The organism is Pseudomonas sichuanensis (genome assembly GCF_003231305.1).
Taxonomy (GTDB): domain Bacteria; phylum Pseudomonadota; class Gammaproteobacteria; order Pseudomonadales; family Pseudomonadaceae; genus Aquipseudomonas; species Aquipseudomonas sichuanensis.
Genome location: NZ_QKVM01000084.1, coordinates 1 through 14,536 on the forward strand (window position 1 = coordinate 1; position 14,536 = coordinate 14,536).

The window sequence follows — 14,536 nt, forward strand, 5'->3', positions numbered from 1 at the left end:
TGCAGCGCGGATCAGGCGCGGCGTTCGTGCATCCGTGCCAGCTGGCGCTCCAGCATCGACGGGTACGGCTCCATCAACCGCTCCACGCAGCTCGCGCCCTCGGGGCTGGCGATCGGGCGGATGCGCGCACGCTGGCGCACCAGGGCATCGTCGCTGATGCGCCGCTCCACCAGCAGCAGGTTGCGGCTGTGCTGCGACAGCGCCAGGGCGTCCTGGGCCTGTTCGGTCATCAGCAGGTCGACCTGGTCCAGGCCCTGCAAGTCATCGGCCAGCACCAGGCCCAGCTGCAGCTGCAGGGTGATGCCGCTGTCGGCCACCTCGATCTGCAGGGCATGGCCCAGGGCGCGCAGCAGCTCACCACAGCAGATGGCGTTGGTCAGGTAGTCCTCGCCGCAGTCGCGGCTGTGGAACAGCAGCAGGGTGCCGCCGTCGCTCAGCGTGTGCACTTCACCTTCATACAGCGAGGCAGCCTGGTCGAGGCAGTCGTTGTAGCGTTCCAGCAGCTCGGCAAGGCGAGTACGCGGCAGGCGGCGCAGTTGCTCCTGGGAGCCCAGCTGGACGGCCAGCACGGCGCTGCTCTGGGGTTCGTTCGACTCGACGGCGACCGGCTTGGCGGGGGCGGTTTCTTCGTCCATCAGGCCGGCAAAGGCCTCGTCATCGTCGTCAGCCTCCTGCACGACGGGCTTGGCGCGCGGCGCGGCCTTTGGCGCTACCGGGGCGTCGTCGAAGTCGTCTTCTTCCTCGACCTCCGGCTCCGGCGGCGGTGGCGGTGCGAGGCGGGCGTGCAGCTGGCGGGCCAGGTCGCCGATTTCGTCCTGGCGGTCGATGGCCGGGGTGTAGGGATGCGGGTCACGCAGCCAGACCCGCAGTTGCAGCAGCGGGGTGGAGATGAAACGGCCCAGGCGCAGGCTCAGGGTGAGGGCCAGCGCCAGCAGGATGGCGGCAAGGATGCCCATGCTCTGCAGGCTGATCAGCATCGGCTGCTGGAACTGGCTCATGTCCAGGCTGATGCGCAGTTGGCCGGCGGTCACGTCCTGGAAGGTGATCTTGGTCTGGTACAAGCCTTCTGCCTCGCCCAGCAGGCTGTTGCGCGGGCGCTGGCCTGCCTCGGCAAGGATGCGGTTGTCCACGCTGTAGATGGCGGCGTGCGCCACCAGCGGGTTCTTCACCAGGTTGCCGAGCAGCACATTGAGGCTGAGGATGTCGTTGGACACCAGCAGCTCGGTGGCCGAGGTGGCGGTCTGCGTGGTCAGGCTCTGACCAACGGCATCGGCCTGCTCATGCATGGCCTGCTTGAACTGCAAACCCATCACGCAGGCATAGATCACCAGGGCCAGGGCCACCAGGAAGATGTTATGGCTGGCGATACGCAGGGCCAGGGGGATTCGGCGCTGGCTGAGGGCTCGGTAGATCATCAGGAAGAAGTTGTCGGTTTTGACGGGCGTGGGCCGGTTCACAGAGCGCGGCTCTTAATGGCGAGAAAGTGCTGCGCAGTATAGCGAGCAGAGTTTTGTCGGCAAAGTATCGTTGGCGCCCGATGGTCACGGAAAATCGGTAGAATGCGCATTTTTCATCGAAGTCGGAGCCCGGTCTTGCGCGAAATCGTCCTGATCAACATCACTGGTGAAGACCGTCCGGGTCTTACCGCTGCCATCACCGGCGTCCTGCTCCAGGGCGGTGTGAACATTCTCGACATCGGTTTGGCGGTGATGCACGGCACGCTGTCGTTCGGCATCCTGGTCGACATTCCCGACAACGAGGTCGCCACCGGGCTGCTGCAGAGCGTGCAATCGAAGGCCCATGAGCTGAACCTGCAGGCGCGTTACACGCCGATCTCTGAAGCGGACTACCAGCATTGGGCCGACAGCCAGGGCGAGGCGCGCCATATCGTCACCCTGCTCAGCCGCCGAGTCACCCCGGAGCAGCTGCAGCGGGTCAGCGCGATCATCAGCCAATACGGCCTGACCATCGAACGCATCGAGCGCCTGTCCGCCCGTGTGGCGCTGGATGCCGATACCGATAACGGCAAGGCCGCGCTGGAGATCTCCGCGCGTGGCGAACCAACCGATGCCCAGGCCCTGCGTGCCGACTTCTTCGCCTTGTGCGAAGCACTGAACATCGACATCGCCTTCCAGCGCGACGACCTGTTCCGCCGCAACCGCCGCCTGGCCGTGTTCGACATGGACTCCACGCTGATCGAGGCCGAAGTGATCGACGAGCTGGCAAAGGCAGCCGGCGTGGGCGAGCAGGTGGCGGCGATCACTGAACGTGCCATGCGTGGCGAGCTGGATTTTCGCGCCAGCTTCAAGGAGCGCATGGCGCTGCTCAAGGGCCTGGACGTTGGCGTGCTCGACCAGATCGGCGCGTCGCTGCGCTTGACCGAGGGTGCCGAACACCTGTTCGCCGAACTCAAGCGCCTGGGCTACAAGACCGCCATTCTTTCCGGTGGCTTCACCTATTTCGCCCAGCAGGTGCAGGCACGCCTGGGCATCGACTACGTATTTGCCAACGAGCTGGAAGTGGTCGATGGCAAAGTGACCGGCGTGGCCGTCGAGCCGATCGTCGACGCCCAGCGCAAGGCTGAGCTGCTGCAACAGCTGGCCAATCAAGAAGGGCTGCAGTTGGAGCAGACCATCGCCGTGGGCGATGGCGCCAACGACCTGCCAATGCTGTCGCTGGCCGGGCTGGGCGTGGCGTTCCGCGCCAAGCCGCTGGTGCGCCAGTCGGCCAAGCAGGCCATCTCCACACTGGGGCTGGATGGCGTGCTGTACCTGCTGGGCCTGCGCGATCGCGACGCGCGCAGTTGATGATTGGCTGACCCCCTTCGCCGGCGTGCCGGCGAAGACAGAGGCAATAAAAAAGCCCGCATCGCTGCGGGCTTTTTCATGTCTGGCGGATCAGAACCGATAGACTTCCATATCGGTGCGGATCGGTGAAGCCATCGGGATCTTCGACTTCTCTGGCTCCTTCTTCACCTGTACCGGCGCCGCCTGCTTGCGGGGCGCTTCCTCGGCGATGGCCGGCTGGTTGGCCAGCGGTTTGACCGTATTGCTGAGCTGCTCGGCGAGCTTCTGCAGCAACTGCCCCTGGGCCTGCACCTGGGCCGATTCGCTGCCCTGGTGCGGCTGCTCGAGGTGAACGATGCGGTTGTCACGCACCTGGCCACGACGGTCCAGTACACGCCATTGCGCATCCAGGATCGCCGGCTGGTTCTTGCCCGAATCCAGGCGGGTGATGGTCAGCAGCACCTGCACGTCCGGGGTGAAACCTGCACTGGCAGGTGCCAGCACCACGCGCTGGCTGTCCAGGCGCCAGGCCAGCTGGCGCACCAGCAACTGATCGATGTCCGACGAAAGGCTACCGGCCCAGCGCCCGTCGGTCGCCGCCGTCAAGCTGCCATCGGTCTGGCGCTGCAGGAAGGTTTCGCGTTGCAGGTAGTCGGCCACCGAAACAGGGCCAAGCACCACCGCCATGCCCGCCGCCTGCGAAGGCTGGCCAGGGTCACCGCTGTCGAGCTGATACAAGGCGACCGGCTGGTGCATGCTGCACCCGCTCAGGCCCAGCAGCCCGGTCATCAACAGCGCAAATGGAAGGCGCAGAAATTTCATTCATCCCATCCAGGCGGTCGCCTCAAGACTGACCGCAGTGATACTCACGTAAATTCATCCGGGCACTCGGCCACGCCGGCGCCACAAGTGCACTATCATCCGCGAAATAGCGGCCCGACTCCAGCATTTCCGCCTGCAACGGCGCCGAAAGCGCCGCTGCAGACGTGCTAACCGCTTATGCCGGGGTTTCCACCAGCAGTGCATCGACACGCTGGAAACCACGTGGCAATTTGCTACCACGGCGACCGCGCTCACCCTTGTAATGCTCGAGGTCGTCCGGTTTCAGAGACAGGGTACGCTTGCCAGCCTGCAATACAAGGGTCGCCCCCTCGCTGACCACCGCAAGATCGGTGACATATTCTTCACGGCTGGCCACCCGGTCGCCCGGCACGCCGATGATCTTGTTGCCCTTGCCCTTGCCCAGCTGCGGCAGGTCGGCGACCTTGAACACCAGCAGGCGCCCTTCGGTGGTCACTGCCGCCAGCCAATCCTGCTCGCGGTCGGCCACCGGGCGCGGGGTCATGACCTTGGCACCGTTCGGCAGGCTCAGCAGGCCCTTGCCGGCCTTGTTCTTGGCCTGCAGGTCTTCACCCTTGACCACGAAGCCGTAGCCGGCGTCGGACGCCACCACGTACAGGGCATCGTCGTCCGGCAGCAGCACGCACTCGAAGGTAGCGCCCGGCGGCGGCGTCAGGCGGCCGGTCAACGGCTCGCCCTGGCCACGGGCGGACGGCAGGGTGTGGGCAGCCACCGAGTAGCTGCGCCCGGTGGAGTCGATCAATACGGCAAACTGGTTGGAGCGCCCGGCCGCGGCAGCCTTGAAGCCATCACCAGCCTTGTACGAAAGCCCCGTGGCATCGATGTCGTGGCCCTTGGCACAACGCACCCAGCCCTTCTCCGACAGCACCACGGTGACCGGCTCGGTCGGCATCAGCTCGTTTTCCGACAGGGCCTTGGCTTCGGCCCGCTCGACGATCGGCGAGCGGCGGTCGTCGCCGTAGGTTTCGGCATCTTCGATCAGTTCGCTGCGTACCAGCTTGCGCAGCTTGGCATCGCTGCCCAGCAGCGTGGTCAGACGCTTCTGCTCCTTGAGCAGGTCGTCGGTTTCGCCACGGATCTTCATCTCTTCCAGGCGCGCCAGCTGACGCAGGCGGGTTTCGAGGATGTAGTCGGCCTGGATCTCGGTCAGCTCGAAACGCTCGATCAGCGCCTGCTTCGGATGCTCTTCGGTGCGGATGATGTGGATCACTTCATCCAGGTTGAGGAACGCCTTGAGCAAGCCTTCCAACAGGTGCAGGCGCCGCTCGACCTTGTCCAGACGGTGCTGCAGGCGGCGACGAACGGTACCGACCCGAAACTCCAGCCACTCCAGCAACAAGGCCCGCAGGCTCTTGAGCTGCGGGCGGCCGTCGAGGCCGATGATGTTGACGTTGACCCGGTAGGTGCTCTCGAGGTCGGTGGTGGCGAACAGGTGCTGCATCAGTTCGGCGGCATCGACGCGGTTGGAGCGCGGGATGATGACAATGCGGCAGGGGTTCTCGTGGTCCGACTCGTCGCGCAGGTCGGCGACCATCGGCAGTTTCTTGGCCTGCATCTGCGCGGCGATCTGCTCCAGCACCTTGGCCCCGGAGACCTGGTGCGGCAGCGCGGTGACGACGATATCGCCGTCTTCGACGCGGTATACCGCACGCATGCGGATCGAGCCCTTGCCGCTCTCGTACATCTTGAGGATGTCGGCGCGCGGGGTGACGATCTCGGCCTCGGTCGGGTAGTCCGGCCCCTGGATGTGTTCGCACAGTTGCTCAAGCGTGGCCTTGGGCTCGTCGAGCAGGCGCACGCAGGCACTGGCCACTTCGCGCAGGTTGTGCGGCGGCACATCGGTGGCCATGCCCACGGCGATGCCGGTGGTGCCGTTGAGCAGGATGTTCGGCAGGCGCGCCGGCAATACCGCCGGCTCCTGCAGGGTGCCGTCGAAGTTCGGCACCCAGTCGGCCGTGCCCTGGCCCAGCTCGCTGAGCAGCACTTCGGAGTAGCGCGACAGACGCGCCTCGGTGTAACGCATGGCGGCGAACGACTTCGGATCGTCCGGCGCACCCCAGTTGCCCTGGCCGTCGACCAGGGTGTAGCGGTAGCTGAACGGCTGGGCCATCAACACCATGGCTTCGTAGCAGGCCGAGTCGCCATGGGGGTGGAACTTGCCGAGCACGTCGCCGACGGTACGCGCCGACTTCTTGTGCTTGGAATCGGCATCGAGCCCCAACTCGCTCATGGCATAGACGATACGGCGCTGCACCGGCTTGAGGCCGTCGCCGATGTGCGGCAGCGCGCGGTCCATGATCACGTACATGGAGTAGTTGAGGTAGGCCTGTTCGGTGAATTCAGCCAGCGAGCGGCGTTCGACACCGTCCAGGCTGAGTTCGAGTGAGTCGCTCATGCGGGCCTCGTCATTTCAGGTTCTGGCGCAGCAGCATGGTGCCGCCGCGCTGGGTAAATTCAAGTTGTTTGAGGGCGCTCATGCCCAGCAGCACGGCCTGGCCGTCGAGGCCGGGCACCACCAGGGCGCGCACGTCGCGCAGGTGGATATCGCCCAGCAGCAGGCTGTCGATACGGGTGCGGTAACCCTCCGTGCGGCCATTGGCGGTGCTGAGCGTCACGGGTGCACCACGGGCCAGATCGAGGTCGCGGGCCAGCGCCTCGGGGATGGCAACATCGGTGGCCCCGGTGTCGAGCATGAAATGCACCACCCGGCCATTGATCGCGCCATCGGCGACAAAATGCCCCTGGCCGTTGCTCAGCAGGCGCACTTCGACGAAACCATCGCCCTGGGTGCTCTGCACTTCGCTGTTCGGGTTTTCCTGACGCGCTTCCCACTGGCCGAAAAAACGCGTGGCGAGGAACATCGCCGCCGCCCAGGCAAGCACCATCAGCACCCTGCCCGCACGTTTGCCCGGTGCCTGGCTCATGGTTTGCCGCTCCAGCCGCCCTGTGGCGCGGCAAAACGCCAGACGATCGGCCGCGCTTCACCATCGGCGCGCACGCCATTGTTGTTGTCCACGCCAATCCAGGCGCCGTCCTTGTCGATCACCAGCGCTTCGGCAAGGCCGTAGGGCTGATCGTAGCGACGGGGCGCCAGCAACGCGTCGGCGGCAAACGACCAGCAGCGCTCGACCGCGCCGCTGTCGGCATCACGCCGGCAAATGCGGTAGGCGTTGCGCTCCAGGGTGAACAGCTTGCCGTCGAACAGCGTCAGGTCGGCAAAGTCCCGCGACAGGGCGCGTGCCTCCGGGAATTGGGCCGGCTGCATCTCGACGCCGGCTTCGCTGAACATCACGCAACTGCGCCCGCAGGCCCATACCGATTGCTGGCGTCGCACCGTAAGCAGGCCACGGCGCTCGCGCTCGGCGGCCAGCCACAGGCGGTCGCCCGCCGGATTGATCGCCAGGCCTTCGAACAACGCATTGAAGTGCAGCAGCATGCCGCTGGCACGGGCCTGGCGGACCATCGACTGATCGATTTTCAACCAGCCCGGTTCACCCTCGGCCGGCAATTGCAGCACTGCCGCGTGCGCTTCGCTGACGACATAGAAGTTACCGGCCTGATCACAGGCGATCCCTTCGAAATCCAGCGCCCCGCCACGGATGAACGACGCGGCCCAGTTGCGCGACTTCAGCCCCCACGGCAGGCCGGTGTCCGGCGCCGCGGGCGGGGTGAACACCAGCGCTTCGGCGCGCCAGGTGCTATCGCCCCGGTCGAGGCGATAGATGCGGTCATCGTCGCGGTCGGACACCGCCCACAGTGCCCCGCGGCACACTGCCAGGCCGGACAGGTTACCGCCGCGCATGCCATCGACCGGGTGCTCGTGGGTGAGCTTGAGCTCCGGCCAGTCCTGCGCCAGGGCCGGCAACATCGACAACGCCAGGCAAAGTGCCAGGAGCGGACGAATCAAACCAGGACCTCGGCCAGGTTGCCTTTGGTCTCCAGCCAGTTCTTGCGGTCACCGGCGCGCTTCTTGGCCAGCAGCATGTCCATGATCTCGGTGGTGCCCGCCAGGTCGTCGAGCGTGAGCTGGACCAGGCGCCGGGTGTTCGGGTCCATGGTGGTTTCGCGCAGCTGCGGCGGGTTCATCTCGCCCAGCCCCTTGAATCGGGTGACCTGCGGCTTGCCGCGCTTCTTCTCGGCGACCAGGCGGTCAAGGATGCCGTCACGCTCGGCTTCGTCGAGGGCGTAGTAGATCTCCTTGCCCAAGTCGATGCGGTACAGCGGCGGCATGGCCACGTAGACGTGACCGGCCTCGACCAGCGGGCGGAAATGCTGGACGAACAGCGCGCACAGCAAGGTGGCGATGTGCAGGCCATCGGAGTCGGCGTCGGCGAGGATGCAGATCTTGCCGTAGCGCAGTTGCGTCAGGTCGGTGGCACCCGGATCGACGCCGATGGCCACGGCGATGTTGTGCACTTCCTGGCTGGCCAGCACTTCACCGCCATCGACCTCCCAGGTGTTGAGGATCTTGCCGCGTAGCGGCAGGATCGCCTGGAACTCCTTGTCACGCGCCTGCTTGGCCGAACCGCCGGCAGAGTCGCCCTCGACCAGGAACAGCTCGGCGCGCATCGGGTCCTGCCCGGCACAGTCAGCCAGTTTGCCCGGCAGCGCCGGCCCCTGGGTGACGCGCTTGCGCTCGACCTTCTTGCTCGCCTTCAGGCGGCGGCCGGCATTGCTGATGGCCAGCTCCGCCAGTTGCATGCCCAGCTCGGGGTGGGCGTTGAGCCACAGGCTGAACGCGTCCTTGACCACGCCAGAGACGAACGCCGCCGCCTCGCGGGACGACAGGCGCTCCTTGGTCTGGCCGGAGAATTGCGGCTCCTGCATCTTCATCGACAAGACGAAGCTGATGCGCTCCCAGACGTCCTCCGGGGCCAGTTTGACCCCGCGCGGCAGCAGGTTGCGGAACTCGCAGAACTCGCGCATGGCATCCAGCAGGCCCTGGCGCAGGCCGTTGACGTGGGTGCCGCCTTGCGCGGTGGGGATCAGGTTGACGTAGCTTTCCTGGATGCTGTCGCCGCCCTCCGGCAGCCACAGCAGAGCCCAGTCGACCGCCTCCTTGTTACCGGCCAGGCTGCCGCAGAAGGGCTCGTCGGGCAGGCGCAGGTATTCGCTGACCGAGTCGACCAGGTAGGAGCGCAGGCCGTCTTCATAGTGCCACTCGACCTTCTCGCCGGTGCCCTTGTCTTCGAAGCTGATGGACAGCCCCGGGCACAGCACGGCCTTGGCCTTGAGCACGTGCTTGAGGCGGCTGATGGAGAACTTGGGCGAGTCGAAGTACTTGGGGTCAGGCGTGAAGTACACGCTGGTGCCGGTGTTGCGCTTGCCGACGGTGCCGACCACTTCCAGCTCGCTGGCCTTGAAGCCGTCGGCGAAGGTCATCTGGTACTCGTTGCCATCGCGCTTCACGCGCACCCGCACCTGGGTGGACAGGGCGTTGACCACCGAAATGCCGACGCCGTGCAAACCGCCGGAGAACTGGTAGTTCTTGTTGGAGAACTTGCCGCCGGCATGCAGCTTGGTGAGGATCAGTTCGACACCGGACACGCCCTCTTCGGGGTGGATGTCCACCGGCATGCCGCGGCCGTCGTCGCACACTTCCAGCGAGTGGTCGGCGTGCAGGATCACCTGCACCGAACGGGCGTGGCCGGCCAGGGCTTCGTCGACACTGTTGTCGATGACTTCCTGGGCCAGGTGGTTCGGCCGGCTGGTGTCGGTGTACATGCCCGGGCGTTTGCGGACCGGGTCAAGGCCCGAGAGGACTTCGATGGCGTCTGCGTTATAGGCGCTAGCGCTGGGATTGGCCATGGGGTCTCGTCGTCAGTCAGGTGAATGCAAAAAGCTCAAAATACAGAAAAGTCCAGCGCCGCATACTGCCCACGGGCAATACCGGCAAAGGTCAGCAGCGCCGGGAGCTGTTCGGCGAAGCCTTGGTAGCTGTGGTCGCCTCCAGCCTGGATGCGTAGGGCACAGGCTCGGTAATAGCCCTCGGCCTGGCGATAGTCCAGTGTTTCATCGGCGGTCTGCAACCACACTTGATAGCGGGCGGCGTCCCTGGGCGGTGGCACTTCGAGCTCGGCCAGGGCCTGCACATGGTCGTGGGTCAGCTCCCAGGCTTCGTCGGTATACAGGTTGCGCTGGGTGCCGAGATAACCATCGAACAGCCGATGCGGGGCGACCGCCGGGTTGATCAGCAGGGCCTTGAGGCCGTGGCGCTCGGCCAAGTGGGTGGCATAGTAGCCGCCCAGCGAGCTGCCGACCAGCAAGGGCGCGCCGAGTTCGCCGATAGCCGCCTCCAGCTGCGCGATGGCCTGGCGCGGGTGGTGATGCAGGGCTGGGACGCGCAGTTGGTCAGCGAGGCCGAGCTGCTGCATGACCGCCTCGAGTTGGCGGGCCTTCTTCGACAGCGGCGAGCTGTTGAAGCCATGGATATAAAGGATGGAACCCGACATGCTGCCCCCGGACGCAAAGACGCGCAGTGTAGCCTGTTCGAGGAGCATTGGTTCAGTGCAGGGATTTTCGCAACACATTCTTCAAAATGCGCGCCGCGGCGTCCATGGAAAAATCATCAGCCTGTGATTAAACACGGACACTGTGGGAGCGGCTTTAGCCGCGAACACCGGCAGAGCCGGTGCCATCCACCGCGTCGCTTGCTTCGCGGCTAAAGCCGCTCCCACAGGATTGGCCCCCATCACCCGCTTGGACTCAGTAACCTGGGCTGTCGAAATCCAGCTTCACCACAAAATCCCGCGCCCGCTCCACTCCAGTCTCCAACCGCCCGTCGGCATGCAAACGCAACCAGCGATACCCCGGCTGCTCCTCACTCACCTGGAAGTCCTCGCTGCCCGGCGCGAACTGAATGCAGGTCGAGGGCGTGGCCAGCAAGCGCACACCCTCGCGCACCTGGTCCCATTCCTGGTGAACATGCCCCCAGAGCAGCGCCTTCACCTGTGGATAACTATTTACGCGCAGCAGAAGCTGGTCGGCATTGCACAACCCGATCGGCGCCATCCACGCACAACCGATATCCACCGGCTGGTGGTGGCAGCACACCAGGCAATGACGCTCACCGGCAGTGGCCAGCGCCTGATCCAGCGTGGCCAACTGGTCTTCGGCCAACAGCCCGAACGTGGCACCGACCACCGCCGAATCGAGCATCACGATGCGCCAGGCGCCGATATCGGTCACCGCCGTGATCAGCTCCGGCGCCACCTTGGCCATGACCTGGGCTTCGTCATGATTGCCCGGCAACCAGCGTGCCGGCGCACCGAACACGGCGGTCAACCCGCGGAATGCTTCATAGGAGGCCACACTGGCATCCTGGGACAGATCCCCCGTGCACAGCAAAAGGTCTATGCGCGGCTGCTCACGGCGCACCTGCGCCACCACATGTTCAAGGCTGTCGCGGGTATTGAGCCCCAGCAGCGTCCCAGTGGGACCGGCGAACAGATGGGCATCGGTCAGTTGCACCACATGAACGGGTGACTCTGCGAAAAGTGCTTGCGGCAACGGCCGTCTCCTCGAACGGATTCAGCACGGATTATGGCGATGGATCGCTTTGGAGCAAATACTCGAAGCCGACGGGCGTCACATTTCAGCGCACGGTCGCCAGTTCGTGGCCACAGGCCAGGCAGTGGCTGAGCCATTCGCCGAGGAACAGGTTGAGCTGGGCCTTCTCGTCGGGCTGGTGCATCGCCGTGTTGGGGTACGGATAGATGCTGTGCAGGCGGCGGGTATGCTCGGCGCTGACCACTTCGGCCATACGCGCGTCGTGATACACCTGCACCTCGAGCTCAGGCACCGGCAACCACGGCAGGCTGTGCTCCTGACGCACCCGCAGGGTAGTGGTGTAGGGGCAGGCCAACAGCACTTCGAGCACCAGTACGCCGAGCATCTGGTCGCCCTGGGTCATGCCGATGCGCCGCGAGCTTTGCGTGGTGCGCATCTCCGGCAGCAGGCGCATCAGGCGGGCGTAGTTGGCCTCACAGGCCGTCTGCAGCCCGACCAGGTCGACTCGATAGCGCTCGCGCAGCAGGTTCACTTCCACATACCTCGTACTTCGTCACGGTTGAGCGCCAGCCATTGCAGGCCGATGATCGTCGCGGCATTGCAGATGCGCCCGTCGCGCACCGCCTGCAACGCATCCTCGAACGCCCACACCCGCACGCGGATATCCTCGCTCTCTTCTTCCAGGCCATGCAGGCCACCGGCCCCTTCACTGACGCAACGGCCGAGGAACAGATGAACGTACTCATCGCTGCCGCCCGGGGACGGGAAGTAGCGGGTCATCGGCCACAGCGCGCTGAAAGCAAGGCCCGCTTCCTCTTCGGCCTCGCGATGGGCGACTTCTTCCGGTTGTTCGTCCTTGTCGATCAGGCCGGCCACCATCTCGATCAGCCACGGATTGGCCACCTTGCCCACGGCGCCCACCCGGAACTGCTCGATCAGCACGACTTCGTCGCGCTGCGGATCGTAGGGCAGCACGCAGACCGCGTCATGGCGCACGAACAGCTCGCGGGTGAACTCACGGCTCATGCCCCCGGCGAACAGTTCATGGCGCAGGTGCAGCTTGTCGAGCTTGTAGAAGCCCTTGAACAACTGCTCGCGCCGCGCGATCTCGATCTGGCTGGGCACCGAATTCAACGTGTCCGTCATGCAAACTCCTCATTACCTCGTTTACCGCATCGCGCAATCCTACTCTGCGCGCCGCCCGGTTTCATCCCTTTGTGGCGACCGTTCGGGCACTCGGGACAGGCGCTACGCTCTCTGTTAGCTTAGTGGCGAACTGAAGGCCGCGCAGGCGGTCCAAGGCCGATCATCACCGTTGTGCAAGGATCATCATGACGCTAGTCAAACTGACTTCCGTGGCCGTGCTGGCAGTCGCCCTCAGCGCCTGCCAGAGCCTGTTCACGCCCAACTACCGGGCACCGCTCGAGGTCAAGCGCGACGCCTGGGAGCATGTAAAACCCGGCTGCAGCGAGAGCGACTGCCCGCTGGTGAACATCGACACCGTGCACTTCCCGGCACTGCCCAAGCTCGACGCCATCGTCGAAAAACGCCTGCTGCAACTGACCGAGGACAACCAGCGCGGCACCCCGCCAGCCTCGCTGCAGGCCTATGAGCAGCAGTACCTGGCCCGCGCCGACAAGCGCAACAGCAGCTACCTGCAAGCCAAGGTACGCGAGCAGCATGACGGGCTGGTGATCGTCGAGCTGTCCAGCTACCTCGACAGCGGCGGCGCCCACGGCATGCCCGGGCGCGGCTTCATCAACTACTCGCGCAAGCTGGACAAGGTGCTGACCCTGGACGACATGCTGGTGCCCGGCCAGAAAGAGACCTTCTGGAAGACCGTCGAGGAGTCCCACCGCGCCTGGCAGATCAGCACCGGCGTGGACAAGGACCCCGAGTTCGTAAAAACCTGGCCGTTCAAGCAGTCGCCGCACATCGCCCTGACCTACGGCGCGGTGATCGTGAAGTACGAGGTCTATGCCATCGCGCCCTACTCCATGGGCCACGTCGAGCTGAAGATCCCCTACCCGCGCCTCAACGGCGTGATCAGGCCTGAGCTGTTTCCCGGCCGCGGCTGATCGACAGCAGCCCGTGCAACACCCCTGCCAGCAGCAGTGCCGGCAGGGTCGCCCCTAGCTCCGGCGCCTCATTGGCCATGACATGGTAGGCCACGACGCCCACCGCCCAGGCCAGCAGCGCTTGCCAATGCAGCCCGTCGACCAGCGCCGGCAGGCGCCGACGGCGGACCACGAAGTGGTCCACCAGCACCACGCCGAACAGCGGCGCGAACACCGAGCCGATCAACAGCAGGAAGTTCTGGTACTGGGCCAAGGGCGCCAGCAGTGCGATCAGGGTGCACAGCACGCCGATGGCCAGCGCCAGGTGCTCGACCTTCATTTTCACCAGCAGGCCGGTTGAAACCGCTGCCGAGTGAATATCGGCAAAGGCGTTCTCCGACTCGTCGAGCAAGATCAGCAGCAGCGGAATGCCCAGCCCGGCGCCAGCCAGGGCCAGCAGCAGTGCATTCACCTCGCCGCTCGGGGCGAAGGCCAGGGTGTAGGCCACGCCCAGGCTCATCAGCCAGGCATTGCCAATGAAGAAGCCCAGCGCGGTACCGCCGAACACCCGGCTGGCGCGCTTGCCGAAGCGCGAATAGTCGGCGATCAACGGCAGCCACGACAGCGGCATGGCGATGACGATATCGAAGCCCAGCGCCAGCGACAGCGAGCCATCGCCCGGACGGCGCCACAGGTCGGCCAGGTCCGCCTTGGCGAACAGGTTCCAGGTCAACCACAGGCAAGCGCCGAGCAGCAGCCAGATCCCCCACTTGCGCAGCACCTTGCGCACGAACGCCAAGGGCCCGCTGACCGCCAGCAGGGTGGCCAGGGCGCCAAAGCACAACGTCCACAGCAGCGGGCTGTTCCAGCCACTGTCCTCGCCGAAGGTTCGCGCGCCCAGCAGGCTCGCGGCATCGCGCATGACGATGATCTCGAACGAGCCCCAGCCCACCAGTTGCAGCAGGTTGAGCAGTGCCGGCAGGCGCGCGCCGTGGCGGCCCAGCGACAGGCGCAGGGTGGCCATGGCCGACAGGCCGGTGTCGCTGCCGATCACCCCGGCCGCCGCCAGCAGCAACACGCCCACCGCCGTGCCCAGGGTGATCGCCAGGATCGACCCGGCCAGGCCCAGGCCCGTGGCCAGCAGCCCGCCGACCTGCAGGACCATCAGGCCGATGCCGAGGGAGAACCACAGCGAGAACAGGTCGCGGGCGCCGAACTGGCGGTGATGGAGGGGGACCGGGTGGTCGGGGGAGAAGTGGCTGGGTGTTGTCATGATTGTTCGCCGGAATATTGAAGTTGTTGCTGGCGAGGACTGCGTCCTCG

The 14,536-nt window shown here is 65.5% G+C and carries 13 protein-coding genes; 2 read left to right on the forward strand and 11 right to left on the reverse strand.

What is annotated here, in order from left to right:
• Positions 1-11: 11 nt before the first annotated feature.
• Positions 12-1,457 (reverse strand): histidine kinase, encoded by a 1,446-nt coding sequence (locus DM373_RS27215; RefSeq protein WP_110996460.1) that lies wholly within the window; start codon positions 1,455-1,457, stop codon positions 12-14.
• A 135-nt stretch (positions 1,458-1,592) separates the two neighbouring features.
• Between DM373_RS27215 and serB the strand changes: the two genes are divergently transcribed.
• A complete protein-coding gene (serB, locus tag DM373_RS27220; protein WP_167409878.1) occupies positions 1,593-2,807 on the forward strand; it encodes a phosphoserine phosphatase SerB in 1,215 nt (404 codons plus the stop codon).
• Positions 2,808-2,897: 90 nt separating this feature from the next.
• On the opposite strand, the gene DM373_RS27225 is transcribed toward serB, so the two are convergent.
• From DM373_RS27225 to DM373_RS27265, 9 genes are all read right to left on the reverse strand, one after another.
• A complete protein-coding gene (locus DM373_RS27225) occupies positions 2,898-3,608 on the reverse strand; it encodes a PqiC family protein (RefSeq protein WP_110996462.1) in 711 nt (236 codons plus the stop codon).
• Positions 3,609-3,783: 175 nt separating this feature from the next.
• Positions 3,784-6,042: a DNA topoisomerase IV subunit A gene (gene parC, locus DM373_RS27230; protein WP_110996463.1), complete on the reverse strand. Its 2,259-nt coding sequence runs from the start codon at positions 6,040-6,042 to the stop codon at positions 3,784-3,786.
• A 10-nt stretch (positions 6,043-6,052) separates the two neighbouring features.
• Positions 6,053-6,571 carry a retropepsin-like aspartic protease family protein gene (locus tag DM373_RS27235; RefSeq protein WP_110996464.1) on the reverse strand — a complete coding sequence of 173 codons (519 nt, stop codon included), beginning with the start codon at positions 6,569-6,571 and terminating at the stop codon, positions 6,053-6,055.
• Entirely contained in the window at positions 6,568-7,554 is a 987-nt protein-coding gene (locus DM373_RS27240) for an esterase-like activity of phytase family protein (protein ID WP_110996465.1), read from the reverse strand. Before DM373_RS27240 ends, DM373_RS27235 begins: the two co-directional genes overlap by 4 nt.
• The gene (gene parE, locus DM373_RS27245) at positions 7,551-9,455 is read right to left on the reverse strand and encodes a DNA topoisomerase IV subunit B (RefSeq protein WP_110996466.1); all 1,905 of its coding nucleotides are present in this window, start codon (positions 9,453-9,455) and stop codon (positions 7,551-7,553) included. The genes DM373_RS27240 and parE overlap by 4 nt, the downstream gene beginning before the upstream one ends.
• 35 nt (positions 9,456-9,490) lie before the next feature.
• The gene (locus tag DM373_RS27250) at positions 9,491-10,099 is read right to left on the reverse strand and encodes a YqiA/YcfP family alpha/beta fold hydrolase (RefSeq protein WP_110996467.1); all 609 of its coding nucleotides are present in this window, start codon (positions 10,097-10,099) and stop codon (positions 9,491-9,493) included.
• Positions 10,100-10,352: 253 nt separating this feature from the next.
• Complete coding sequence (gene cpdA, locus DM373_RS27255) at positions 10,353-11,156, reverse strand: 3',5'-cyclic-AMP phosphodiesterase (RefSeq protein WP_110996468.1); 804 nt, start codon at positions 11,154-11,156, stop codon at positions 10,353-10,355.
• Positions 11,157-11,241: 85 nt separating this feature from the next.
• On the reverse strand, positions 11,242-11,694 hold the full coding sequence (locus DM373_RS27260) for a DUF1249 domain-containing protein (protein WP_110996469.1): 453 nt from the start codon (positions 11,692-11,694) through the stop codon (positions 11,242-11,244).
• Positions 11,685-12,302 (reverse strand): NUDIX domain-containing protein, encoded by a 618-nt coding sequence (locus tag DM373_RS27265; RefSeq protein WP_110996470.1) that lies wholly within the window; start codon positions 12,300-12,302, stop codon positions 11,685-11,687. The genes DM373_RS27260 and DM373_RS27265 overlap by 10 nt, the downstream gene beginning before the upstream one ends.
• A gap of 185 nt (positions 12,303-12,487) precedes the next feature.
• Between DM373_RS27265 and DM373_RS27270 the strand changes: the two genes are divergently transcribed.
• A complete protein-coding gene (locus tag DM373_RS27270) occupies positions 12,488-13,234 on the forward strand; it encodes an RsiV family protein (protein WP_110996471.1) in 747 nt (248 codons plus the stop codon).
• Here the strand turns inward: DM373_RS27270 and cytX are convergent.
• Positions 13,203-14,486 (reverse strand): putative hydroxymethylpyrimidine transporter CytX, encoded by a 1,284-nt coding sequence (cytX, locus tag DM373_RS27275; RefSeq protein WP_110996472.1) that lies wholly within the window; start codon positions 14,484-14,486, stop codon positions 13,203-13,205. The genes DM373_RS27270 and cytX overlap by 32 nt on opposite strands.
• Positions 14,487-14,536 lie beyond the last annotated feature (50 nt).

Excerpts from the sequence above, each read along its gene's own strand:
- DM373_RS27270 (WP_110996471.1), top strand. The coding sequence starts at position 12,488 with ATGACGCTAGTCAAACTGACTTCCGTGGCCGTGCTGGCAGTCGCCCTC.
- DM373_RS27225 (WP_110996462.1), bottom strand. The coding sequence starts at position 3,608 with ATGAAATTTCTGCGCCTTCCATTTGCGCTGTTGATGACCGGGCTGCTG.
- parE (WP_110996466.1), bottom strand. The coding sequence starts at position 9,455 with ATGGCCAATCCCAGCGCTAGCGCCTATAACGCAGACGCCATCGAAGTC.
- DM373_RS27265 (WP_110996470.1), bottom strand. The coding sequence starts at position 12,302 with ATGACGGACACGTTGAATTCGGTGCCCAGCCAGATCGAGATCGCGCGG.
- DM373_RS27250 (WP_110996467.1), bottom strand. The coding sequence starts at position 10,099 with ATGTCGGGTTCCATCCTTTATATCCATGGCTTCAACAGCTCGCCGCTG.
- DM373_RS27235 (WP_110996464.1), bottom strand. The coding sequence starts at position 6,571 with ATGAGCCAGGCACCGGGCAAACGTGCGGGCAGGGTGCTGATGGTGCTT.
- parC (WP_110996463.1), bottom strand. The coding sequence starts at position 6,042 with ATGAGCGACTCACTCGAACTCAGCCTGGACGGTGTCGAACGCCGCTCG.
- cytX (WP_110996472.1), bottom strand. The coding sequence starts at position 14,486 with ATGACAACACCCAGCCACTTCTCCCCCGACCACCCGGTCCCCCTCCAT.